Below are 23,591 nucleotides of genomic sequence, written 5' to 3'. Positions count from 1 at the left end.
TATGTCTGGTTCGTCTGGATCCCGGTTCTGCGTCGCACCGCTTCGCGCTGCGCCGCGCTCGGGACACGAAAGTCATCAAACCCGGGTCATATCGAACTTCGGCTTCTGCCCGCTGCCGTAGCGGCGCAGCGCGCCTTCCTCGCCGACCGCGTTGGGACGCTGGAAGATCCAGTTCTGCCAGGCGGTGAGGCGCGCGAAGATCTTTGATTCCATCGTCTCGGGGCCGACGAAGCGCAGGTTCGCCTCCATACCGGTGAGGCTGTCGGGCGAGAAGCTGGCGCGCTCCTCCAGGAAGACGCGGACCTCGTCGTCCCAGTCGATGTCGTCGAGCGCGAAGGTGACGAGGCCGAGCTCTTCCGCCTGCTCGGCGTCGAGCTCGGTGCCGAGCGTGGCTTCCGCGCGTTCGACATCGGACGGATCGGCCTGAAAGCGTGACTCCAGCCGCGTGAGACCATGGCTCATCGGATAGGGGCCGAAATTCATCGCAGACAGCTCGATCGATGGCGGCGGACGGTTGTCGCCCTGGCGCGTGCCGATCAGCATGTAGGAGCGGTCGGCGGCGAAGACGAGCTCCGCGAGCGTGCCGGCGAAGCAGGAGCCGGGCTCGACCAGCGTCACCAGCGTGCGCGAAGTGACGTCGATGCGCTTCAGCACCCGCTTCCAGTAATGCCTGATCTCGTTGACCAGCCAGTGCGCCTTGTTGGCTTCAAGGAAGGCATCGCTCGCGAGCACATGGGCGCGGTCGCCATGGCTCTTGAATACGAGCATGGCGATCTCGAGCTCGTTGATGCGCAAATGCAGGATGGCATCGTCGAGCTCGCGCGCCACTTGCAGCGGCCAGAACGCCGCGCCCTGCGCCATCATGCCGTCGATGTCGGCGGGCGGCGCAACTTCCGGCGCCTTGATCGAGATGGTGGCGATGCGCGCGGCGCGGTCGATGTCCACGCTGACGAAGCCGTAGCGGATGCTGGTCTCGTCGATGACGCGCTTGAGCTGCGTCAGCGCGATGCCCTTGCCGCTGCCGGCGCGCTTCGACTTGCCGGCGAATTCCTTGGCGCGCTCGGCGATCTTGGCTTCCAGCTTGGAGTTCGGCGCGATCTCGTCGACCAGGCGCCACTGCACGGCGCGCTTGCCCTTCACGCCCTCCTCGATGGTGCAGAAGAAGTCGGCGTGGTCGCGGCGCACCTTGCGCTTGTCGACAACGCGGGTGAGGCCGCCGGTGCCGGGCAGCACCGCGAGCAGTGGCACTTCCGGCAGCGCCACGGCAGAGGCGCCGTCATCGGCGAGGATGATGTGGTCGGTCGCAAGCGCGAGCTCATAGCCGCCGCCGGCGGCGGAGCCGTTCACCACGGTGATGAAGCGCTGGCCGGAATTCTCGGAAGAATCTTCCATGCCGTTGCGGGTCTCGTTGGTGAATTTGCAGAAGTTCACCTTGTGGGCATGGGTCGAGCCCGCGAGCATGCGGATGTTGGCGCCGGCGCAGAACACGCGGTTCTTGGCCGAGCGCATCACCACCACCTTCACCTCGGGATATTCGAAGCGCAGGCGCTGGATCGCATCGGCAAGCTCGATATCGACGCCGAGATCATAGGAATTGAGCTTGAGCTGATAGCCCTCGAACAGGCCGCCATTCTCGTCGACGTCCATGGTCAGCGTCGCGACGTCGCCATCGACCGCGAGTTTCCAGTGCTTGTAGCGGGACGGATCGGTCTGGAAATCGATGAATGTCGCGCCGCCTGCGAGGCGCCGATCTTCCCCGGCCATGGGTCACCCTTGAGCTCGTCTTGGTTACCGTTAGATGCACAATAATGCATCTTATGAGAGGCGTCCAGCCCGAATCTGGGCTTCACATGCACTTTGCTTCATCTGAAGGGACAGGAGGACCGCAGATGGGACCACCCTCCCGGTCACGCAGCCTGGAGCCCTCGATCATCCCGCAACGCGGCCTTTGCAAACTGCTCGATGGCGTCAAGCGTTGGCACCGGCGCTTCGCGGTGAGGAGAATGCCCGGCGCCTGGAATGATCGTCACATCGACCGGGCAGTAACACTCCTGCTGCGCGATCTGGACCTGACGCAGCGTCCCATATTGGTCGTCAGCGCCTTGCACGACCAGGATGGGAACGCGGATGTAGGCCAGATAGTCCGAGATGTCCCAATCGCGGAATGTCGGATCGAGCCAGGCGCCGTTCCAGCCATAGAAGGCATTGTCGACGTCGTTGTGCCAGCGCGCCAGCTTTGTCTTCAGGTCGGTGGTCTCGAAGGTGGTCTTGATCGCGGCGATCGACTTGACCGAGATGTCCTCGACGACGAAATGCGGCGCGATCAGCACGAGGCCGTTCAGGCGATGATCCTGATGCGCGCCGGCATAGATCGTCGCGATCGAGGCGCCGTCGGAATGGCCGAGCAACAGTCCGCGCTTGAAGCCGATCGCATCGAGCAGCTTCGGCAGCACGTCAAGCGCCTCGCGCTGCATGTAGTCGAGCGGCCGTGGCAGGGTCACCGGGCTCGACTGGCCGTAGCCCGCACGTGAATAGACGAAGATGCCGGCGCTGGTGACTTGCTGTAGCTTCTCGGGGAAATCCCCCCAGAGGCCGACGGAGCCGAGACCTTCATGCAGCATCACGATGATTGGAGCGTCGGCGGATGCGGGCGCGAGCCATTTGTATTCGAGGCTGGCCGTGCCGATGCTGAGGAAGCCGGTGGGGGTGAGATTGGTCATGCTGTCGTTCCCGCTCATTCCGTCATTCCGGACAGCTCGCAACGCGAGCTGATCCGGAATCTCGAGATTGTCTTGGAGGCTCGAGATTCCGGGTTCGATGCTTCGCATCGCCCCGGAATGACGAGCGATTAACTCGCCCCTTCCCGCAATTTGAACCGCTGGATCTTCCCCGTCGCCGTCTTCGGCAAGGAGTCCACCACGTCGATCCAGCGCGGATATTTCCACGGGCCGATCTTCTGCTTGACGTGCTCTTTCAGCATCTCCTGCAAGTCCGCCGTCGTCGCGCCCGGGCGCAGCACGACGAAGGCCTTCGGCTTCAACAGGCCTTCCGGATCGGCTTCGGGCACGACGGCGGCTTCCAGCACGGCGGGATGCGTGATCAGCGCGCTCTCGACCTCGAAGGGCGAGACCCAGATGCCGGAGACCTTGAACATATCGTCGGCGCGGCCGCAGAAGGTGTAGCGGCCATCGGCGTCGCGGACATATTTGTCGCCGGTGCGGGTCCACGGGCCCTCAAAGGTGCGGCGGCTCTTGTGGCGTTGGTTCCAGTAACCCTCGCCCGCCGAGGGCGCATCGACCAGGAGCTCGCCCACCTCGCCGTCGGCGACGTCCTGCCCGGCCTCGTTGACGAGCCGAACCGCGTAACCGGGCACCGGCTTGCCGGAGGAGCCGTATTTGATGTCGCCGGGCGCATTCGACAGGAAGATATGCAGCAGCTCGGTCGAGCCGACGCCGTCCAAAATGTCGACGCCGAAGCGCGATTTCCAGCTGTTGCCCACGGATTCCGGCAGCGCCTCGCCGGCCGAGGTGCAAATGCGCAGCGCCTTCCCGCCGCGCTCTGCCTTCATCGTCTCGTCGTTGAGCATCGCGGCGAATAGCGTCGGCACGCCGTAGAAGATCGAGGGGTTGTACCGGTTCATCAGGTCGAACATCCGCGCCGGCGTCGGCCGCTCGCTGTTCAGAATCACGGTCGCGCCGACCGACATCGGGAAGGTGAGCGCATTGCCGAGGCCATAGGCGAAGAACAGTTTTGCCGCGGAGAGGCAGACGTCGTTCTCGCGGATGCCGAGCACCTGCTTCGCATAGGTGTCGGCGGTCGCCTGTAAATTCGAATGCAGATGGCGCACCCCTTTGGGCATGCCGGTCGAGCCCGACGAATAGAGCCAGAACGCCGGCTCGTCCGAATGCGTCGCTGCGGTCGTGAACTGGTCGCTCTCACCGGCCATCTCTTCCGCGAGCTGCTTGTGGCCATTTTGCTTGGCACCGGAGACGACGACATGCTCGAGATCCGGCATGCGGCCCACCACGTCCTTGATGACGGGGTAGAGCGCTTCTGACACGAACAGCACGCGGGCGCGGCAGTCGGCGAGGATGTACGCGTATTGGTCCGCGGTCAGCAGTGTGTTGAGCGGCACCGGCACGATGCCGGCGCGGATCGCCCCCAGGAACACGATCGGGAAGTCGACCGTATCGAGCATGATCATCGCCACGCGCTCCTCGCGGCGGACGCCGAGCCGGCGCAGCATGTTGGCGGCGCGCCGGGTCTGTTGCTGAAGCTCGCCATAGGTCAGCCGCGAGACGGTGTCGTCGAAGACGAGCTTGTTGGCTCGGCCCTCCTCGACGTTGCGGTCGAGCAGCCAGGTCACCGCGTTATAGGATCCCTCGCTCACGGTCGTCTCCCCAATTTAGAATTATAATTCATAGAAAGACATTGTGACAGCTTGCTGTCAATGCCAGCAGGCATTATGTTTCATTAAAATGCGCCGCAGGACACCTGTAAAGAAGTCATCCGCTGAAGAAGGTTCATGACCGACAGTCCCGACGCCGAATCCCGCTTTCTCGAACAGCTCGGCCAGCGCGTGCGCACCATGCGCGCGCTGCGCGGCATGTCGCGCAAAGTGCTCGCCAAAGTATCGGGAATTTCAGAGCGCTACATCGCGCAGCTCGAGGGCGGCAAGGGCAATGTCTCCATCGTGCTCTTGCGCCGCGTCGCCGACGCGATGGGCGCGCATCTTGAAGACCTGCTTCCCTCTGCCGATCCAACGCCGGACTGGCAGATGTTTCGCGATCTCTTGCGCAAGGCCACGCCGGCTCAGATCGTGCAGGCAAAAGACCTGCTCACTGGGGGCAGCGCAACCGCGCCGCGCCGCGCGCCGTTCTGTGGCATCGCGCTGATCGGCCTGCGCGGCGCCGGCAAATCGACGCTCGGGCGAATGCTGGCGAAGAAGATCGGCTGGAGCTTCGTCGAGCTCAACAAGGAGGTCGAGCAGCAGAACGGCCTTTCGGTCGCCGAGATCATCGCGCTGTACGGACAGGAAGGCTTTCGCCGCATGGAGCAGGCGGCGCTGCAGCAGCTGCTCGGGCGCAACGAGCTGATGGTGCTGGCGACCGGCGGCGGCATCGTCTCGGAGCCCCTGACCTTCGATCAGATCCTGACCTCGTTCTACACGATCTGGCTGAAGGCCGAGCCGGAGGAGCACATGGCCCGCGTCCGCCGCCAGGGCGATCTTCGCCCGATGGCGGATGATCGCTCCGCGATGGCAGAGCTGCGCAATATTTTGCTGAGCCGCGAGCCACTCTATGCGCGCGCGACGGCGGTGGTGGATACGGCGGGGCTGAGTGTCGATGCGGCGGCTGCAAGGCTGATCGATGCAGTGCGCCCGGTGCTGCAAAACGAGGCCCGCAGCTTCGGGCTGCGCAGCGTGGCGCTGTAGGGCCGATCTCTTGCGGCACATTCCGCCCTCGTCCCTGCGTTCGCAGGGACGACAGCGGAGTTTGCGCGCGACCTCCGATAACCCTATATGCGAGCGCAGCGGTAATCTTCAGGACTTCACGATGACCTCCAGCGACGTCGCTATCTCCATGTTCGAGCGGATTGGCGGCAGGGCCACGATCGACGCCCTCGTTGACCGCTTCTACGACCGCATGGACACGTTGCCCGAGGCAAAGATCATCCGCGCGATGCACGCGGACGACCTCGGCCTGATCAGGGACGTGCTGAAGCGCTATCTCACCGAATGGACGGGAGGTCCAAAGCTCTATTCGCCCGAGAAAGGCCATCCGCGGCTGCGTCAGCGGCATATCGGCTTTGCCATCGGCGACGCCGAGCGCGATGCGTGGATGCTCTGCATGCGCGGTTCGATGGAGGAAACGGTGACCGATACCGTCGCGCGAAAAGACCTCGACCGCGCGATATCGGGCCTCGCCGACTGGATGCGCAACCGGCAGTGACAGCATCTCTCCGGCGTGGCCGCGGAACGGTGCGTTCGATCGACTAAAGCGCGATGAGATTGGGATGAATCGTCATCGCGCTTTAGGTTGTTGTTTGTGCATGATCTTTTCGGAAAACCGCTTCGCACTTTTCCGGATCATGCCTTAGATCGACCAGTAGTTCGGATGCTGGTACGACCGCGAGCGGTCGCCCCAGTCGAATTCATCGCCATCGACTTCGCAGGGGCCACTGCGCAATTGCTCGGACGTCAGATCGACCTGAAAGGCCTGACGTCCCGGATCATATTTCAGTGCGCTCCATTGCACGGGATAGTGATGGTGCGTACCGAGCAGCCTGCCGGTCTTGATCACGGCGTAGGCGACCGTTCCGCTTACCTTGTCGAGCATCAATCGCTCGATCGTGCCGAGCTTCGTGCCGTCGCAGCCGTAGACGGCGACGTGCTCGACGCGATCGCTGGGAACCATGGTATGGTGCATGGCGTCCTCCCTGGGTTCTTGCGTTGCGTGCACTATAGCGCGATCCAGCGAGTCCGCGTAGCCACTTGGCGCCTGCGAACGCTGTCGAAATCGCCTCCAAGCGGCCCCACCGCTAGCGCCTACTTGACCGCCGCGAATTTTCCGAACACGCCTCGGTACCAATATTTTCTGGGATCCTTGAACCAAGCGCGATTTGCTGCGGTTTCGAACTTGGCAAGCTGCCGCATGTCGGCGCGATAGCGATACAAGAGCGCAGCAAACTGCCGCAGGTCGTCCTGGCCGGGACGGCGCTTGAGGCGAACAACGAGCCCGTCACCGCTTTCGGCGGCCACGCTCGCAACGCAGCGAATGCTGGACAACCAGTTGAAGAACAAGCGCTCGTCGGCCCGGTGATAGAAAATGACACCCCTATCGACTTGGGTGAGCTTGAGCAGTTCGCCGGAGGCGCGCGCCATGTGCTCGATCCTATAGAAGTTGCGCCCGCACGGCCTCCGCACCCTCGCGCAGCAGCGGCAGGAACCGATCGATCAACTCCTGCGCCGGCACGCGGTCGACGTGGGTCCCCATATTGATGGCGGCGACGATCACGCCGTCGTAGCGACGCACGGGAACCGAGATCGAGCGGAAATGCGGCTCCGCCTCGCGATCGACCAGCGAATAGCCCTGCGAACGGTCGGCGGCGATGCGCGCCAGCAGCGTCTTGGGATCGGTCACCGTCTGCGGCGTCAATGCTTCGCGCTTCATCGCCTTCAGGCGCACGGCGAGATCAGCATCGTCGAACTGACCGAGCATGGCACGCCCGACTGAGGTGCAGAAGGCCGGCAGGCGGTAGCCGATTTCGAGCCCGCCGGAGAACATGCGCGCCGGGCTGCTGCGCGCGATGAACACGACCTCGTCACCGTCGAGCACCGCGAGCGAGGAGATTTCGTTGGCCGCAATCGCAACGCGATCGAGCACGGGCTGAAGCACAGAAACGAGCTGGTTGGATCGCAGGTACGACGCCGCGAGCGTCAACACATGCGGCGTCAGCGAAAACAGTTTTCCATCGCCGGAGACGTAGCCGCCGCGCTGAAGCGTGAACAGCATGCGCCGCGCAGTGGCACGCGGCAGATCCGCGGCGCGGGCGAGATCGCTCAGCGTCATCGGACCCGTCGTCGTGCCAAAGCACTGGAGCAGGCGCAGGCCGCGATCGAGGGCTTCGACGAAATCCGTCGCGCGCTCGTCGGTCTCGCTCCGCTTCAGCTTGGGCATGGCGCCGGGACAATCCTGCAAAATAATGCTTGCTGCTGATCCTAGGCATGTCATAATTCGCCCATTCGTTCAATAGGCGAACAAAACGCCCCTCCAAAAAAGGACGCGACCGCCATGATGAGCCAGGAGCAGAACGACCTGATCACCCGCACCGGGCCGAAGGATCCATGCGGCAGACTGATGCGGAGTTACTGGCAGCCGGCGGCGCTGGTCGATGAGCTCGAGGGCGCGCGCCCGATCCGTCCCGTGCGACTGCTCGGCGAGAATCTCGTGCTGTTTCGCGACGAGACCGGGCGCTACGGCCTGATCGACCGCCACTGCGCCCATCGCGGCGCCGACCTCGCCTTCGGCCGGCTGGAGCATGGCGGCCTGCGCTGCGCCTTCCATGGCTGGCTATTCGATGCCACGGGCCAGTGCATCGAGACGCCGGCCGAGCCGAAGGACTCAAAGCTGTGCCAGAACATCCGCCAGCGTGCTTATCCCGTGGTCGAGAAGAGCGGCATCCTCTGGGCCTATCTCGGCGAAGGCGCGCCGCCGGCATTTCCGGAGATCGACTGCTTCGTCGCGCCTGATACTCACACCTTCGCGTTCAAGGGCCACATGGCCTGCAACTGGCTGCAGGCGCTCGAAGTCGGCATCGATCCCGCGCACGCCTCCTACCTGCATCGCTTCTTCGAGGACGAGGACACCTCCACCGCTTACGGCAAGCAGTTCCGCGGCGCCTCCGCCGGCAGCGATCTGCCGATGACGAAGATTCTGCGCGAATACGATCGGCCGATCATCAATGTCGAGCACACCGAATACGGCCTGCGCCTGATCGCGCTGCGCGAGATCGACGAGGAGCGCACCCATGTGCGCGTCACCAACCAGCTCTTCCCGCACGGCTTCGTCATTCCCATGAGCACGGAGATGACGATCACGCAGTGGCACGTGCCGGTCGACGACGAGAACTGCTACTGGTACGCGATCTTCACCAGCTATTCGAACCCGGCCGACAAGCAGAAGATGCGCGACCAGCGGCTCGAGCTCTATGAGCTGCCCGACTACAAGTCGCGCAAGAACAAGGCCAACGACTACGGCTTCGATCCGCACGAGCAACAGACCGCGACCTATACCGGCATGGGCACCGACATCAACGTCCACGACCAGTGGGCGGTGGAATCGATGGGCGCGATCCAGGACCGCACCAAGGAGCATCTCGGCCAATCCGACAAGGCGATCGTGCAGTATCGCCGCCTGTTGCGGCAGGAGATCGAGAAGGTCACGGGCGGCGAGAAGCCGATGTTGTTTCTGGAAGAGGCCAATGCGCGCAGCATCCAGGGCCCGGCCACCATGGACGGCATCGGCCCGACGCGCGGCTGGGAGACCTACTGGATGGAAGTCGACGTCAAGCGCCGCCGCGGCGCGCCCTGGACCGCGCCGGTGCCGAAGGACATCGCGGACAACGTGCACCGGCTGACGGCGGCAGAGTGACGATGCCGATCACCGCCGGCGGGCCGCGGCGGCGGCTCCACATTCTCCGCTGTCATGCCCCGCGAAGGCGGGGCATCCAGTACGCCGCGGCCTGTCGTGGATACGTTGCCGTCTCTGGAATACTGGATCGTCCGCCTTCGCGGACGATGACAGTGTACGCTATACTCTCATCGAGCGAGAAGGAATTAACGACGTGACTTTCGTCGCGCGTCATGCGTTGTGGTCGGATGAGCAGAAGGACGCAGCTCAGCGCATGCGCCGCATCGCCGAGGAGAAGAACCTCGAAGTCATCCGCCTCGCCTTCCCCGACCAGCACGGCATCTTGCGCGGCAAGACCATCATCGCCACTGAAGCGATCGCTGCGCTGGAAAGCGGCTGCTCGATCACCACCACCATGCTCGCCAAGGACACCTCGCACCGCACGGTGTTTCCGGTGTTCACCGCGGGCGGCGGCTTCGGCATGAAGGAGATGGAGGGTGCGGCCGACGTGCTGATGGTCGCCGATCCCACCACGTTTCGCGTGCTGCCATGGGCACCGGCGACCGGCTGGGTGTTGTGCGATCTCTATTTCGGCGATGGCCGCCCGGTGCCGTTCGCGACGCGCAACCTTTACCGGCGCGTGCTCGATGAGCTCGGCGCGCGCGGCCACGATTTCGTCGCGGGCCTCGAGGTCGAATTCCACATCTTCAGGCTCGACGATCCGCACATGGGTGCGGAAGACGCCGGTCAGCCGGGCACGCCGCCCTCGGTGAGCCTGCTCAGCCACGGCTACCAATATCTCACCGAGCAGCGGTTCGATCAGATGGAGCCGGTGCTGGAGATTTTACGGCGCGACATCATCGCGCTGGGATTGCCCTTGCGCTCCGTCGAGGTGGAGTTCGGACCGAGCCAGTGCGAGTTCACCTTCGCGCCGAGAAAGGGGCTGGAGCCCGCCGACAACATGGTGCTGTTTCGCAGCGCCGTGAAGCAGATCGCCCGCCGCCACGGCTATCACGCCACCTTCATGTGCCGGCCAAAACTGCCGAACGTGTTCGCGAGCGGCTGGCACCTGCACCAGTCGATCGTCTCGCGCGCGAGCGGCGACAATCTATTCATGGCAAAGGACGGTGCGGAGCCGCTCAGCGCGTTCGGCAGGTCCTATCTCGCCGGCCTGCTCGACCACGCCCGCGCCTCCACCGTGTTCACGACGCCCACCATCAACGGCTACAAGCGCTACCGCTCCTATTCGCTGGCACCGGACCGCGCGATCTGGGGCCGCGACAATCGCGGCGTGATGATCCGCGTGCTCGGGGGCGCGGGCGATGCCGCCACGCGCCTGGAGAACCGTATCGGCGAGCCCGCCGCCAATCCCTATCTCTACATGGCCTCGCAGGTTCTCTCGGGCCTTGATGGTGTCGATCGCAAGCTTGATCCCGGCCCTTCGGCGGATACGCCCTACGAGACCAAGGCGCCGCTGCTGCCGAAATCGCTGCGCGATGCGGTCAGTGCGCTGAAGGACGACCCGTTTTTCCGCGAAAAGCTTGGAGCCGAGTTCGTCGACTACTACACCCACATCAAGAACGCCGAGATCGAGCGCTTTCTCGCCGAGGTGACCGACTGGGAGCACCGCGAATATTTCGAGGTGTTTTAACTGCCCCGCTGAACCTCCCTCCGCGGGGCGAACAGGCTCGCCGTCTCACACGGTCGTGAGGTGGCTTCGTCGTCGTTGTTCCGACGACATCTTGCGGCCCTCTGACGAAGCCATTTTCCATTCCGGCGAAAACCGCCGGAAAGACGCAGGATTTAGGGTGGTGGCCATGATCAACAGTGGAGTTCGATCATGTGGGGTCAATTGTTTAGCCTGATCTATCGCCTGTCCTGCCGGGCCACCCTGATCGAGATCGGCACGCACCGGCTGGCGCGCTAGCAATGTGATTTGGGTAAGACCTATTGTCAGATAACGGGGATTGCCATGCGCAAGCTGATCCTGATCGCCGCAATGTCGCTGCTGGCGAGCCAAGCCTATGCGGGCGGATCGCGAAGTCTGAGCCTTGCCGCCACCAATGCAAGCCAGCAACCGACCGAGCAGCCCGCCGCCGTGGCAGCGGTCACGCCGCAGACAAGTCAGGCACCGCCGCAGCCGGCAAATGCCCAGACGGCCACCACCGCACCAACGCCCGTTCCGACGGCGACGACGTCGCCAGCCGCAACGGCTCCAACCGCGCAATCAACGGCAGCGGCAGGCACGACCGGGACGACCAAGCCGAAGCGCCACCAGCCTTCCATTGAAACCCGCGTGGTACGCGAGTTGCACCGCCACGGGATCTATTGGTGATCGGTAGCCGAGCGTTGCGATGCCGTCGGTAGTGCGCCGCGGCAGCAATATCCGGCCTGGCGCGCGGGGTCGCGTCAGATGCCCAGATATTTATGCTGCAGATCCGGCTCGGCCATCAGCTCGTTTGACGTTCCGCTCCACACGGTCTTACCGCGCTCGATGATGTAGTGGCGGTCGCAGATGCGGGCGAGGTGGTCGACGTTCTTGTCGACGACCAGGATCGACTGCCCGCGGCTCTTGAGCAACGACAGGCAGTTCCAGATCTCTTCGCGGATCAGCGGCGCGAGGCCCTCGGTCGCTTCGTCCAGGATCAGCAATTTTGGATTGGTCATCAAAGCACGGCCGATCGCCAGCATCTGCTGCTCGCCGCCGGAGAGCTGATTGCCCATGTTGGCGGCGCGCTCGGCAAGGCGCGGGAACATCACGTAGATCGCGGCGAGCGTCCAGGGATTGTTGCTGCCGAAGCGATCGGCGGCGGCCGCAACCAGGTTTTCGCGCACGGTGAGGTTCGGGAATATCTGGCGTCCTTCCGGGACGAGGCCGATGCCGAGCTTGGCAATCCGATAGGACGGAAGCTGCCGCACTTCGGCGCCGGCAAATCGGATCGCGCCTGATCGCGCCGGCGTCAGGCCCATGATGGAGCGGATGGTGGTGGTCTTGCCCATGCCGTTGCGGCCCATCAGCGAGACCATCTCGCCTGCTTTGACCGACAGCGACAGGCCGAACAGCACCTGGCTGAGGCCGTAGCAGGTCTCGATGCCGTCGACGTCGAGCAAGGTGTCAGCCATGGTGCGTCACCACATGCTGGTCGCCGAGATAGGCGCGCTTGACCTCGTCATTGGCGCGGATCGCGGCCGGATCGCCGGAAGCGATGACGCGGCCATAGACCAGCACCGAGATGCGGTCGGCGAGCGCGAACACCGCCGGCATATCGTGCTCGACCAGCACGATCGAGACCTCTTTGCGCAGCTCCTGGAGCAATTTCACCATGCGCTGGGACTCGGTGACGCCGAGACCCGCCATCGGCTCATCCAGCAGCAAAAGCTTCGGCTTGCTCGCAAGCGCGACCGCAAGCTCGAGCTCGCGGCGTTCACCGTGGCTGAGCCTGTTCACCACAACGTCGGCGCGATGGCCGAGGCCGACGCGGTCGAGCGCAGCATGCGCGGCGTCGCGCAGGCCCTTCTCCTTGCGCGCATTGGCGAAGAAGCGGAACGACGTGCCGGCATGCGCCTGCGCCGCCAGCGCGACGTTGTCGGCGGCTGTGAAGTCGAGCAGCAGCGAGGTGATCTGGAACGAGCGTGCGAGGCCCAGCGCGCAGCGGCGATAGGCCGGCAAGTAGGTTATATCGCGCCCCGCCAGCGACACGCTGCCGGAATGCGGCTCGAGATGCCCGGTGAGCTGGCTGATCAGCGTGGTCTTGCCGGCGCCGTTCGGGCCGATGATGGCGTGCAACTCGCCGGCCGAAACGTCGAGCGAGACGTTGTCGGTGGCGGTGATGCCGCCGAAGCGGCGCACCAGCTTTTCGACGCGGAGCAAGGGTTCAGCCACGGCCAGCCCTCCCCAGCATGCCCATGATGCCGCCGCGGCCGAACAGGACGATCAGCAGCAGCAGCGGTCCCATGATCAGCGCCCAATATTCGGTGATCTGCGACAGGAACTCTTCCAGCAACAGGAACACCACCGCGCCCATGACGGGGCCGAACAGCGTGCCCATGCCCCCCAGGATCACCATCACCATGAGGTCGCCGGAACGCGTCCAGTACATCACGGCCGGGCTGACGAAATCGGTGTTGTTGGCGAGCAGCGCGCCGGCGAGGCCACACATGGTCCCTGAGATGATGAAGCAGACCAGCTGGTAACGCTTGGCGGGAAAGCCGATCGCCTGCATGCGCTGCTCGTTGGAGCGCAGGCCCTGCACCACGAGGCCGAAGCGCGAATTGACGATACGCCAGATCAGGAAGATCACCGCGAACAGGCAGGCGAGGCAGAGATAATAGAACTGCATGCGGTCCGAGAGGTTGATCAGGCCGGAGAAGTCGCTGCGCTTGTAGACGGTGAGGCCGTCGTCGCCGCCGTAGCGTGCAAGGCCCGAGGCGACGTAATAGGCCATCTGCGCAAACGCCAGCGTAATCATGATGAAATAGACGCCGCGCGTGCGCAAGGAGAGCGCACCGATTACGAGCGCGTAGAGCGCAGACGCCGCCAGCGCGACCGGAAACTGGATGAAGCCGGAACCTATGCCTTCCTGCGCGAGCATGCCGACAGCGTAGCCGCCGATGCCGAGATAGGCGGCATGGCCGAAGCTCATCATGCCGCCAAAACCCATGATGAGGTTGAGGCTTGCGGCTGCCAGCGCCAGGATGACGATGCGGGTGAACAGCGTCAGGACGAAGATATTGCCGGATAAATACGAATAGAGCGGCAGCAGCACGAGGCCCGCCAGCATCAGGGCCGTGACGGCCTTGCTCACGCTCAAACCCTTCATCGACGCAAGCTCTTCATCGGCGATGGGCCGGAAACAGCCCCTCCGGCCGCACCACCAGCACGATCGCCATCAGGAGATAGATCAGCATGGACGACAGCGCGGGTGCGGCGGTGGATGCGGCGGCGCCGCTCAGCACTTGCCGAAGCAGGTTCGGCAGGAAGGCCCGGCCGAGCGTATCGATCATGCCGACGAAGATGGCGGCGAGGAAGGCGCCACGGATCGAGCCGATGCCGCCGATCACGATGATGACGAAGGCGAGGATCAGGATGTTCTCGCCCATGCCGATCTGCACGGTCAGGATCGGCGCTTGCATCAGACCAGCGAGGCCGGCGAGCGCGGCACCTAAGCCGAACACCAGCGTGTAGAGCAGCTTGATGTTGATGCCGAGCGCACCGATCATCTCGCGATTGGAGGCGCCGGCGCGGATCAGCATACCGATGCGGGTGCGCATCACGCCGAGATAGAGCAGCAGCGCCACCAGCAGCGCCACGATGATGATGGCGAGGCGATAAGCGGGATAATGAATGCCGGGCAGGATCGGCACCGGCACGGTGAGCCAGGCCGGCAGCGGCAGCGCAAGGCCCGCCGGGCCCCAGATCAGCCGCACCGCTTCATTGAAGAACAGGATCAGGCCGAAGGTCGCGAGCACGTGGTCGAGATGGTCGCGGCCATAGAGATGCCGCAGCGCGGTCACCTCCAGCACGATGCCGAGCACCAGCGTCGCGCCAAGCGCCATCAGCGCGCCGAGCAGGAAGCTGCCGGTCCAAGCCGCGAAGGTCGCGGCGAAATACGCGCCCATCATGTAGAGCGAGCCGTGCGCGAGGTTGACGAGATCCATGATCCCGAACACCAGCGTCAGACCGGCGGCGAGCAGGAACAGCAGCAGGCCGAACTGCAATCCGTTCAAGAACTGTTCGACGACGAGCAGCATCAAGACTCTTTCAAGCGCACGCGGTATCGCGCCGATGTTCGAACACAGTCGCCATCAGTGAAAGAGCTCCCCCTGCCTCTTCAAGGCGGAAAAATGGGTAATGGCAGTATCGTTCCGAGGCAAGAGCGATTCTACACCAGACATGCACTTTGTTGCATGCCGATGCATGCGATCGAATGCTGCCGTGCAAGAACGCTGCCGTGCAGCATGGGGCAACCTGCCGCACCCAAACGATAGCCCTCTCCCCGGAGCGCGGGGCGAGGGCGTGAATGTCATCAGGAGAGATAAGCCTCTAGTGCGACGTCATCTGGTGGGGACGCTCATCCGGCTCGGCCAGCATGCTGTTGGCCGTCGAAGCCTCCAGCGCCGCCATCCGGAACAGATAGGCGAGCGTCGCCAATCCGGAGTCGTCCGCCATCTGCGCCAGCTCGAGCGCCATATCGGACATGTAGCCGAGATTCTCGTCCTTGGTCTGCGCCATGATCTGGCTGTCCCGCATCATGTTCGACATCTCAAGCGCTCTTTCGTTGCGCGGCAGCGAGGCCGCAAAGGTTGGCACGGGCGATGCAGTCGATCCGCGGACCGTCCTGATGCACGACATTCTTCATCCCGATCCGCTCGCGAACGACGTCGAGCGATTCCTGGCGAACCTCGATCGTCGCCGCCATGGTCCAGGAATCCTCGATCAGCGCCGGCAATCCCAGCGGGGTGACGACGAATCCGATGTCGTGGAAGCGCGGCAACCACCAGGTCTCCATGACCAGACAGAGCCGCTCGATCCCTTGATCGAGACAGAACTCCTGCGCGGCCGCCATCAATTGCAGATTGAGCGCACCGTCGCGGCGCTCGCGCAACACGAAAAAGCGGGACCACTCCCAGACCAGCGGGTTCGCCGGGCATCCCCGCACCGCGGCCAGGTGCGGGAAGACCTGGCTCATCATGGTCGGCTTGGTAGTGGGGTACAGGCGGTAGCCGCCGAGCACGCGGCGGTTCTCGAGCGACAGCATGTAGACGGAATCGTCATTGTCGTAGGCGTCGATCTCGCGGCCATCGGGCTTGCGCAGCGCCTCCCACTTCCGTTCCTCGACAAAAATCTCGTGGCGCAGCCTGAAATGCTGATCGAGGACGTCCTCGTACCGGTGCCGGTTTACGGCAGAGATGACGTGAATCATCGACTCCCCCATGGCTTGAAATAATGGGGGAATCCTCATGGAAAACGGCCAGAGGGACTATTGGGAAATTTCCCAGTGCGCGCCGATTTCAGGGCGTGATGATTCTTTGCCGGATCGCGAGCGCAACCGCATGGGTGCGGTTGACGGCGCCAAGCTTGCGCGCGGCAGTTGCAAGATGCTCTTCGGCGGTGCGCTGCGTGATGTGCAGGATCTCGCCGATTTCCCAAGCCGACTTGCCCTGCGAGGCCCAGGCGAGCACCTCGCGCTCGCGCGGGGTGAGACGCGCGGAGGGATGCGGCGCCGGTGCGAGCAGGCGGCGAATATGGTCGAAGCCGTACATCGCGATCAGGTGCAGCGCCGGCTTGCTGCGAGCGTTGAGATCGAGGTGGACGCCGCCGAGCGAGACGCCCGCTTCATAACCGGTCAGACTGTGGATCGGCACCACGAAGCCGCGCGACATGCGGAAGTCAGCGGCCCGCCGCATCACTTCCGCAGCGCCCGGCTCGAACTCCGCATCGTAAGGAGCTTCCGACCATTCGAACGGATTCACCGTCTGCCGGCACTTGCGGATCACGGGATCCACGCGGTCGTAGCTCTTTTCAGTGTAGAGGCTGAACCACTCCGCCGGCCAGCGCTTGGCGAGCACCATCTGGGCGAAGCGCTGATCGGGATTCGGCAAACCGGTGACGATGATGTGCTCAAAACCGTACCGGCTGAACGCGGTTGCAAGCGCGTCCATGGTGTCAGGAACCCTGGTATGGGCTCCCAAACCCTCGATGAAGTCGAGCGCTTCCCGTCCATAGTCTACGGCGGACATCGGTGCGTTTCCTGACCCTCAACGTCCGCTATAGCACGTATTCGGGGGCTCCCTCAATTCGCCGCTCCCGTAGTTTTCCGGTGCCCGCGCGCTCTGAACATTTAATCTACTTGTGGAAGAAGTGGCCTCAAGATACACCTGCAAGCGTCTGAAGCGGGAAAACCACGATGAAAGACGAGGACATCGCCCTCAACAGCGTGCTCGGCCTGGAATTGAACCGCGTGTTTTTCGCCGTCCGTGAAACGGCAAACAAGCAGAAGATCATCGAGTTCGCGCGCGAGGTGCTGCAAAGCGAGCGCACCAAACCGGCAGACACCGCCTCGCCCGAAGGCCCGGCGAGCTAGCCCACGCAGTTGAAGCAACGGCGCCGATGGAACAGATCGCGCGGCGACGCCACCCCTCCATTTGAACGCGCAGAGTTTAGTCGAAACACTCTCACCGCGAATTCTCGCGCGATTGTCGTTCGTGGGCCCGCTACTCTCTCACCGCCCCCTCGGCGATAGACTATCGCGGATGGCTTCTTGGTAACGGCCAGAGCAAGCGCCTCGTCCTTCGAGACGACCGCTTCCAGCGGTCTCCTCAGGATGAGGCTAAGCAGCATTGGCCCCGTTGAAATTGCAGCCGCGCACTCCGTCCTCATCCTGAGGGCCCGCATCGGCGGGCGTCTCGAAGGATGGGCTGCGGGCGAGCCATCCGCGGCAGTTCTTTGTATGCGATAGCCCTGCCCTGGAGGGGAGGGTGAAGCATCCGCCATCCACATCGCCGGTCACTTGCCGCTGGCTGACACCGCGGCTCTCGTGAGATGATCGCGCCACGATCTCTCTCGGATGCCAATCCTTCGGATACCACGACCATGATGACGCTGCGCCAGGTTGAAGTGATCCGTGCCGTGATGGTGACGGGCACCATCGGCGGCGCGGCCAAGCTGCTCAACGTCTCGGCGCCGGGGATCAGCCGCCTCGTCAAATACACCGAGCGCTCGCTCGGCATCCGCTTCTTCCAGCGCCAGAACGGCCGCTATTTCCCGACGCCGGAAGCCGAGAACATCTTCGAGCAGATCAACGGGGTCTACAAGAAAGTCGACGATCTCTCCGAGATCATCTCCAAGATCGGTCGTGGCGGATTGTCGGAGCTGCGCATCGGCTCGGTACCGAGCATCTCGCAGGTGATGGTGCCGCGCGCGATCGAGCGCGTCCGGCGCCGCTATCCAGATCTCGGCATCGACATCAACATCCTCAAGCTCGAGGAAGCCATTGACTACCTCATGCTCGGCCGCGGCGAGTGCGTAGCGATGAGTTATCGCCTCGAACATTCCGGGCTCGATTTCATGCCGCTCGCCTCGGGCGAGCTCTACTGCATCGTGCCGCCCGGCCACGAACTCGCCGGCCGCAAGCAGGTCTCCGCCGCCGAGATCACCCGCTACCCGCTGATCGGCATCGATCCCAAAGACCCCTACGGCCGGATCATGGCCGAGATCTTCGCGCGCAACCGGCTCGACTACAACATCACCATCCGCGCGCGCTTCGGCACCACGGTCTGCGCGCTGGTGAAGGCGGGGCTCGGCATCGCCATCATTGACCAGTTCACCGTGGCCCATGGCGGCTATCCCGGCATCGAGCTGTTGAAGATCACCGAGCCGACGCAGTTCGACACCTATATCGCGGTCAAGCGCGGCGCGCCGCTGTCGCTGCATGCCGAATATTTCATCGAGGCCCTGCGCGCCGAGATGCGCGCGGTCGAGCCGTCCCGCGGCAACGGCAAGGCCGCCGCGTCCCGCGGACGGAAGAAATAACACGATGTTAGGTTTGCCGGATAAAAGGGTAATTGTGTTAGGCGGGGGAAAGGCTATCGTCGGACTTGGAATTGCGGGTATTTCGCGGCTAATGGCCGGAATTCACCGTTCACCATCGGGCGATAGTCGATCATGTCAAAGCGCGGACCTGCCGCACCCAAGAAACTCCTGACCGGCCTGATCGGCGCGCCGATCGCGCATTCCGCGTCCCCTGCCATGCATGAGCGCGCCGCCGAGGCGCTCGGCCTGCGCGGCCATTACCAACTCATCGAAGTCGCCGGTGCGGACGCGACCGGCCTCAGCATGATGCTCGAAGGTGTGCGGCGGCTCGGCTTTGCCGGCGTCAACGTCACCTATCCCTACAAGGAAGCGGTAGTCCCGCTGCTGGACGAGCTGGCCACGACCGCGGCCACCATGGCCGCAGTCAACACCGTCGTGGTCAAGGAGGGCCGGCTAATCGGCCACAATACCGATACCACTGGCTTTGCGCGCGCCGTCAAACCGCTGCTGGCGCCTGCCGGAAATGCGGTGGCCGTCATCGGCACGGGCGGCGTCGGCAAGGCGATCGCATTTGCGCTGGCAAGCCTCGAGGTCGCTGACCTGCGCATCTTCGACAGCGAGCCGGCGCGGGCCGAGAAACTCGCCGCGCTGCTGGCCAACCATGGCGGCGCGCGGGTGGCCGGAAGCGTCGAGGACGCGCTCGACGGCGCAACCGGCCTCGTCAACGGCACGCCGGTCGGTATGCTGCCGAACCGTGACACCCCGGTCGCGCCGTCGCTTCTGCGCGAGAACCTCTGGGTCGCCGACGCCGTCTATTCGCCGCTAATCACGCCGCTCCTCGCCGCAGCGCAAGAGAAGGGCGCGCGGATCATGACCGGGCGGGAGCTTGCGATTTACCAGGCCGCCGACGCCTTCGAACTGTTCACAGGCCTTGCCCCGTCGCCCGAAGTCATGGGAGAGGCTTTCGACGCCGTGATGGCCGCGCGCAGCGCCGCATATCAGGCAGCTTGAAGCGAAGCGGCCGGATACAAGGCCGCTTGCAAAATTGAACCGGGAGGAGAGGACGATGAAATCAACGCTACTGGTGGGCGCGCTGCTCACCGCAATCGCGGCCACGGGCGCCTTTGCCCAGGCGATCAAGCTCGCCGACGTTGCCGAGCTCTCGGGCGGCGGCGCCACGGTCGGCACCAACTGGAAGAACGGCATCGACCTCGCCATCGAGGAGATCAACGCCAAGGGTGGCGTACTCGGCCGCAAGCTCGAGGTCACCCACGCCGACTCCCAGTCCAACCCCGGCGTTGCCCGTGCCCAGGTGCAGAAGGCGCTCGACGCCGAACCTTACGTGCTGCTCGGGCCCGGCTATTCCGGCTCGGTGAAGGTCACCGCACCGCTCGCGGCCGAAGCCGGCATCACCCAGATCATGGGTGGCGAAGCCGCCGAGTTGACGCAAGGAGGAAACAAGTTCCTGTTCCGCACCTCGTTCGGCCAGCAATCCTCGATGCCGAAGGTCGCAAAATACATCCACGACGAGATGAAGGCGACGTCGGTCGCGGTGGTCTGGGTCAACAACGATTTCGGTCGCGGTGGCCGCGACGTCATCGTCAAGGAGCTCGACCGGCTCGGCTCCAAGGTGGTCGCCGACCTCTCGACCGAAGCCGGCCAGGCCGACTTCGCCGCCGACGTCGGCAAGATCAAGGCCGCCAATCCCGACGCCGTCTTCGTCTATCTGAACGAGGAGGAGAGCGCGCGCATCCTCAAGGAGCTGAAGCGCCAGGGCGTCACCGCGCCGCTAATGGGCGAGACCACGCTGATCGGCCAGAAGGTGATCGAGCTCGCCGGCGATGCCGCCAACGGCGCGCGCGGCCATGTCGGCCTCACCACCGATGCGCCGGTCGACCTGATCAAGGCGTTCCGCGAAAAATTTTCCAAGAAGTACAATTACGTCCCCGATCATAACGGCCTGAAGGGCTATCTCGCGGTCTACATGGTGAAGGCCACCACCGAGAAGATGGGCAAGGTCGATCCCAAGGCGTTCGCCGACAGGCTGCATGGATTGACGATCAAGGCCGCGGAGGAGCCCGGCATTCTGATGGACGTCACCTTCGATGCGAACGGCGACATCGATCGCCAGAGCTTCCTGGTCGAGGTCGTCGAAGGCAAGCAGGTCGTGAAGCAGGTGCTGCCGAAGGTGAAGTGAGGTCTCTCTTCCTCCCTCATACCGGTCTTCGCGGGGCGAGATCTTTCGTCGCCCTCTCCCCGCCCTTCGCGGGGAGAGGGAAAGAGAGAGAACGGGGAGAGGGAGAGGAACGAGGGGAACATGTCCAATCTATTCGATCTACTGGTCGCGGGACTTGCCACCGGCGCAATCTATGCGCTGGTTGCGGTCGGCTTTACATTGCTGTGGCAGACCTCGCAGACCATCAATTTCGCGCAAGGCGAGTTCGTGATGCTGCCGGCATTTCTGATGCTGGCGGCGATGCACGCCGGCGCGCCGTTCTGGCTCGCGATCATCCTCGGCATCCTGCTCTCGATGATTCTGCTCGGCCTCGCCTTCAAGATGCTGCTGGTCGACCCGATGATGCGTCATGGCGTGCTGCCGCTGGCGATCGCGACCATGGCGCTGGCGATCGGCATCAAGGAAGCCGTCAAGCAGTTCTTCAGCGCGGAGGCTTCGCCCTTCCCCTCGATCGTTCCGACCGGTGACATCTCCATCCTCGGTCACGCCGTTCCGCTGCAAAGCATCGGCGTGCTCGTCGTTGCCATCCTCGCCGTTCTTGGGCTGACGGCGCTGCTCAACCGCACCTCGCTCGGCCACCAGATGCAGGCTGCGGCGCAGAACCCGACGGTGGCGCGCATCATAGGCGTTCCGGTCGAGCGCATGATCCTCTTGACCTTCCTGATCAACGCCTTCCTGGTCGCATTGGCCTCGCTGCTGATCACGCCGATTTATCTGGCCAAATTCTCCTCCGGCGAGGTGCTGGGCCAGGCCGCCTTCATCGCGGCGATCGTCGGCGGCTTCAACCAGGTCCGCGGCGCGATCGCCGGCGGCCTGCTGATCGGCGTGCTCGACAATCTCGCCGCGTCTTATGTCTCGACGCAGTATCGCGCGGCGGTGCCCCTGATCTTCCTGATCGTCGTCATCCTGTTCCGGCCGCAAGGATTGCTCGGCCGCGCCGAGGAGCGCACGGTATGAACGGCTTCGCCAAACCCCTGAAGATCGCGCTCGGCCTCATCGTCATCGCCGGCCTGGTCATCGTTCCCATGAACTTCAACCGCTACGGCCTGTTCATCCTCAGCCAATGGGCGGTGATGACCATCGCCGCGATGGGCCTCAACCTCACGCTCGGTTACGCCGGCCAGGTCTCGCTGGCGCAGGGCGCCTTCGTCGGGATCGGCGCCTATGCGGCGGCGATCACGACGACCCATGGCTGGCCGCTGCCGGCCGCGATCCTGGTTGCGATTGCTTTAAGCTTCGCGATCGGCTGGGTGCTCGGCTATCCCGCGCTGCGCGTGCAACACCATTACCTCGCTTTCGTCACACTTGCCTTCTCCACCCTGGCGTTCCTCGTGTTCCGCAACGAGAGCTGGCTCACCGGCGGCATCTACGGCATCTCCAACATCCCGCGCCCGCACATCTTCGGGCTCGCGACCAACAAGCCGCTGCCGTTCTATTATGTCTGCCTCGGCTCGCTCGCGATCGTGTCGCTCGCGGTGTGGTGGCTGATCCGCTCGCCCTGGGGCCGCGCCTTCATGGCATTGCGTGAAAACCCGCTGCGCGCGCAATCGCTCGGCATCGACACGCGGCGCTACACGTTGATGGCGTTCGCGATCGGCTCGGCGCTCGGCGGCGTTGCCGGCACGCTCTATGCACCGCTGACCCAATATATCGACCCCGTGCCCTTCAACCTGTCGCTCTCGCTCGATCTCCTGATGATGGTGATCGTCGGCGGCGCCGGCTTCTATTTCGGCCCGTTCCTGGGGGCGATGATCACGGTGCTGCTGCCGGAATGGCTGCGCTTCACCGAAGGCTATTATCTGATGCTCTACGCCGTCGCGGTGATGCTGCTGCTGATCTGGTCGCCGACCGGCATTCTGGGAATCCTCGATCGCTACATGGCCGCGCGGCGCACCAAGGCCGCGTCTGCCTTGCGTGCCGTCGCGAAGTCGCGCCTGGAGACGGTGCAATGAGCGCGGTCCTCGAAGTCACTGACATCAAGAAGAACTTTGGCGGCATCGGCGCCGTCGACGGCGTCTCCTTCGATGTGCGCGAGGGCGAGATCCTCGGCCTGATCGGCCCGAACGGCTGCGGCAAGTCCACTCTGTTCAATTGCATCCTCGGCCAGCTCACGCCGTCAGGCGGCGAGGTCAGGCTCGACGGCAAGCTCGTCACGGGCCTCCGTCCTTCCGAGCTGAACAAGTTAGGGGTCAGCCGCACCTTCCAGCTCCTGCAGGTGTTCCCAAAGCTCTCGGTGCGCGAGAACCTGATCCTTGCCGGGCAGGAGCACCAGGGCAACATGGCCTCGCGCCTGGTCGGCCGCTCCGACGCCGGCTTGACTGATGCCGCCAACCAGATGATCGGCTTCTTCAAGCTCGACCATCTCGCCGACGAGCCCGCCGGCGGCCTCTCCTACGGCCAGCAAAAGCTGCTCGACGCCGCCATGGCCTTCATGGGCGGACCGCGCCTGGTGCTGCTCGACGAGCCCGCCGGCGGCGTCAACCCGTCGATGCTGGCGGATTTGAAGGAGCGTCTGGTCGCGATCAACCGCGAGAAGAACGCGACCTTCGTCGTGATCGAGCACAACATGGAATTCGTGATGTCGCTGTGCTCGCGCGTGATGGTGATGGCGGAAGGCAAGGTGCTGGCGATGGGACGGCCGGACGAGGTACGCAAAAACCCCGCCGTGATCGAAGCCTATCTCGGACATTAG

Annotated in this window: 25 protein-coding genes; 12 read left to right on the top strand and 13 right to left on the bottom strand. The window is 64.0% G+C overall.

Annotated elements, in window-relative coordinates; translation table 11 throughout:
* Positions 1–75 precede the first annotated feature (75 nt).
* From boxC to AC5V87_RS03170, 3 genes are all read right to left on the bottom strand, one after another.
* The gene (boxC, locus tag AC5V87_RS03180) at positions 76–1,764 is read right to left on the bottom strand and encodes a 2,3-epoxybenzoyl-CoA dihydrolase (protein WP_495369980.1); all 1,689 of its coding nucleotides are present in this window, start codon (positions 1,762–1,764) and stop codon (positions 76–78) included.
* A 143-nt stretch (positions 1,765–1,907) separates the two neighbouring features.
* Positions 1,908–2,720, bottom strand: coding sequence for an alpha/beta fold hydrolase (locus tag AC5V87_RS03175; protein ID WP_495369979.1), 813 nt, complete (start codon positions 2,718–2,720; stop codon positions 1,908–1,910).
* A gap of 128 nt (positions 2,721–2,848) precedes the next feature.
* Positions 2,849–4,390, bottom strand: coding sequence for a benzoate-CoA ligase family protein (locus tag AC5V87_RS03170; RefSeq protein ID WP_456841400.1), 1,542 nt, complete (start codon positions 4,388–4,390; stop codon positions 2,849–2,851).
* 135 nt (positions 4,391–4,525) lie between these two features.
* Here AC5V87_RS03170 and AC5V87_RS03165 point away from each other — a divergent pair, with 135 nt between their 5' ends.
* Both AC5V87_RS03165 and AC5V87_RS03160 read left to right on the top strand, forming a co-directional pair.
* Positions 4,526–5,434: a helix-turn-helix transcriptional regulator gene (locus tag AC5V87_RS03165; RefSeq protein WP_456841401.1), complete on the top strand. Its 909-nt coding sequence runs from the start codon at positions 4,526–4,528 to the stop codon at positions 5,432–5,434.
* A gap of 121 nt (positions 5,435–5,555) precedes the next feature.
* The gene (locus tag AC5V87_RS03160; RefSeq protein WP_495369978.1) at positions 5,556–5,951 is read left to right on the top strand and encodes a group II truncated hemoglobin; all 396 of its coding nucleotides are present in this window, start codon (positions 5,556–5,558) and stop codon (positions 5,949–5,951) included.
* A gap of 144 nt (positions 5,952–6,095) precedes the next feature.
* Here the strand turns inward: AC5V87_RS03160 and AC5V87_RS03155 are convergent, their stop codons facing one another.
* From AC5V87_RS03155 to AC5V87_RS03145, 3 genes are all read right to left on the bottom strand, one after another.
* Positions 6,096–6,428, bottom strand: coding sequence for a PRC-barrel domain-containing protein (locus tag AC5V87_RS03155; RefSeq protein WP_456841403.1), 333 nt, complete (start codon positions 6,426–6,428; stop codon positions 6,096–6,098).
* Between the two features lie 119 nt (positions 6,429–6,547).
* Complete coding sequence (locus AC5V87_RS03150; protein WP_495369977.1) at positions 6,548–6,883, bottom strand: hypothetical protein; 336 nt, start codon at positions 6,881–6,883, stop codon at positions 6,548–6,550.
* A gap of 10 nt (positions 6,884–6,893) precedes the next feature.
* A complete protein-coding gene (locus AC5V87_RS03145) occupies positions 6,894–7,679 on the bottom strand; it encodes an IclR family transcriptional regulator domain-containing protein (protein WP_495369976.1) in 786 nt (261 codons plus the stop codon).
* Positions 7,680–7,793: 114 nt separating this feature from the next.
* On the opposite strand from AC5V87_RS03145, the gene AC5V87_RS03140 reads away from it, so the two are divergent.
* From AC5V87_RS03140 to AC5V87_RS03130, 3 genes are all read left to right on the top strand, one after another.
* Positions 7,794–9,152, top strand: coding sequence for an aromatic ring-hydroxylating dioxygenase subunit alpha (locus AC5V87_RS03140; RefSeq protein ID WP_495369975.1), 1,359 nt, complete (start codon positions 7,794–7,796; stop codon positions 9,150–9,152).
* Between the two features lie 193 nt (positions 9,153–9,345).
* The gene (locus tag AC5V87_RS03135; RefSeq protein WP_495369974.1) at positions 9,346–10,782 is read left to right on the top strand and encodes a glutamine synthetase family protein; all 1,437 of its coding nucleotides are present in this window, start codon (positions 9,346–9,348) and stop codon (positions 10,780–10,782) included.
* 321 nt (positions 10,783–11,103) lie between these two features.
* Entirely contained in the window at positions 11,104–11,466 is a 363-nt protein-coding gene (locus AC5V87_RS03130) for a hypothetical protein (RefSeq protein ID WP_495369973.1), read from the top strand.
* A 74-nt stretch (positions 11,467–11,540) separates the two neighbouring features.
* On the opposite strand, the gene AC5V87_RS03125 is transcribed toward AC5V87_RS03130, so the two are convergent.
* The 7 genes from AC5V87_RS03125 to AC5V87_RS03095 form a co-directional block, all read right to left on the bottom strand.
* Positions 11,541–12,254: an ABC transporter ATP-binding protein gene (locus tag AC5V87_RS03125; RefSeq protein WP_495369972.1), complete on the bottom strand. Its 714-nt coding sequence runs from the start codon at positions 12,252–12,254 to the stop codon at positions 11,541–11,543.
* On the bottom strand, positions 12,247–13,014 hold the full coding sequence (locus AC5V87_RS03120) for an ABC transporter ATP-binding protein (protein WP_456841410.1): 768 nt from the start codon (positions 13,012–13,014) through the stop codon (positions 12,247–12,249). Before AC5V87_RS03120 ends, AC5V87_RS03125 begins: the two co-directional genes overlap by 8 nt.
* Positions 13,007–13,951 carry a branched-chain amino acid ABC transporter permease gene (locus AC5V87_RS03115; RefSeq protein WP_495369971.1) on the bottom strand — a complete coding sequence of 315 codons (945 nt, stop codon included), beginning with the start codon at positions 13,949–13,951 and terminating at the stop codon, positions 13,007–13,009. The genes AC5V87_RS03120 and AC5V87_RS03115 overlap by 8 nt, the downstream gene beginning before the upstream one ends.
* Before the next feature lie 13 nt (positions 13,952–13,964).
* Complete coding sequence (locus AC5V87_RS03110) at positions 13,965–14,882, bottom strand: branched-chain amino acid ABC transporter permease (RefSeq protein ID WP_456841412.1); 918 nt, start codon at positions 14,880–14,882, stop codon at positions 13,965–13,967.
* A gap of 292 nt (positions 14,883–15,174) precedes the next feature.
* Positions 15,175–15,393 (bottom strand): hypothetical protein, encoded by a 219-nt coding sequence (locus AC5V87_RS03105; RefSeq protein ID WP_456841413.1) that lies wholly within the window; start codon positions 15,391–15,393, stop codon positions 15,175–15,177.
* 1 nt (position 15,394) lies between these two features.
* Complete coding sequence (locus tag AC5V87_RS03100; RefSeq protein ID WP_495369970.1) at positions 15,395–16,054, bottom strand: acyl-homoserine-lactone synthase; 660 nt, start codon at positions 16,052–16,054, stop codon at positions 15,395–15,397.
* An 88-nt stretch (positions 16,055–16,142) separates the two neighbouring features.
* Positions 16,143–16,871 (bottom strand): LuxR family transcriptional regulator, encoded by a 729-nt coding sequence (locus AC5V87_RS03095; protein ID WP_495369969.1) that lies wholly within the window; start codon positions 16,869–16,871, stop codon positions 16,143–16,145.
* 167 nt (positions 16,872–17,038) lie between these two features.
* On the opposite strand from AC5V87_RS03095, the gene AC5V87_RS03090 reads away from it, so the two are divergent.
* The 7 genes from AC5V87_RS03090 (at position 17,039) to AC5V87_RS03060 (ending at position 23,591) form a co-directional block, all read left to right on the top strand.
* Entirely contained in the window at positions 17,039–17,215 is a 177-nt protein-coding gene (locus AC5V87_RS03090; protein WP_456841415.1) for a hypothetical protein, read from the top strand.
* A gap of 509 nt (positions 17,216–17,724) precedes the next feature.
* Positions 17,725–18,663: a LysR family transcriptional regulator gene (locus AC5V87_RS03085; protein ID WP_495369968.1), complete on the top strand. Its 939-nt coding sequence runs from the start codon at positions 17,725–17,727 to the stop codon at positions 18,661–18,663.
* 132 nt (positions 18,664–18,795) lie between these two features.
* Entirely contained in the window at positions 18,796–19,674 is an 879-nt protein-coding gene (locus AC5V87_RS03080; protein WP_456841417.1) for a shikimate dehydrogenase, read from the top strand.
* 55 nt (positions 19,675–19,729) lie between these two features.
* The gene (locus AC5V87_RS03075) at positions 19,730–20,860 is read left to right on the top strand and encodes an ABC transporter substrate-binding protein (protein ID WP_495369967.1); all 1,131 of its coding nucleotides are present in this window, start codon (positions 19,730–19,732) and stop codon (positions 20,858–20,860) included.
* A gap of 120 nt (positions 20,861–20,980) precedes the next feature.
* On the top strand, positions 20,981–21,856 hold the full coding sequence (locus AC5V87_RS03070; RefSeq protein WP_495369966.1) for a branched-chain amino acid ABC transporter permease: 876 nt from the start codon (positions 20,981–20,983) through the stop codon (positions 21,854–21,856).
* Positions 21,853–22,851 carry a branched-chain amino acid ABC transporter permease gene (locus AC5V87_RS03065; protein ID WP_495369965.1) on the top strand — a complete coding sequence of 333 codons (999 nt, stop codon included), beginning with the start codon at positions 21,853–21,855 and terminating at the stop codon, positions 22,849–22,851. The genes AC5V87_RS03070 and AC5V87_RS03065 overlap by 4 nt, the downstream gene beginning before the upstream one ends.
* A complete protein-coding gene (locus AC5V87_RS03060) occupies positions 22,848–23,591 on the top strand; it encodes an ABC transporter ATP-binding protein (protein ID WP_495369964.1) in 744 nt (247 codons plus the stop codon). Before AC5V87_RS03065 ends, AC5V87_RS03060 begins: the two co-directional genes overlap by 4 nt.

The sequence above is a fragment of the Bradyrhizobium sp. SOJA106 genome (assembly GCF_059448745.1).
This window is presented reverse-complemented; position numbering and strand designations above follow the sequence as displayed.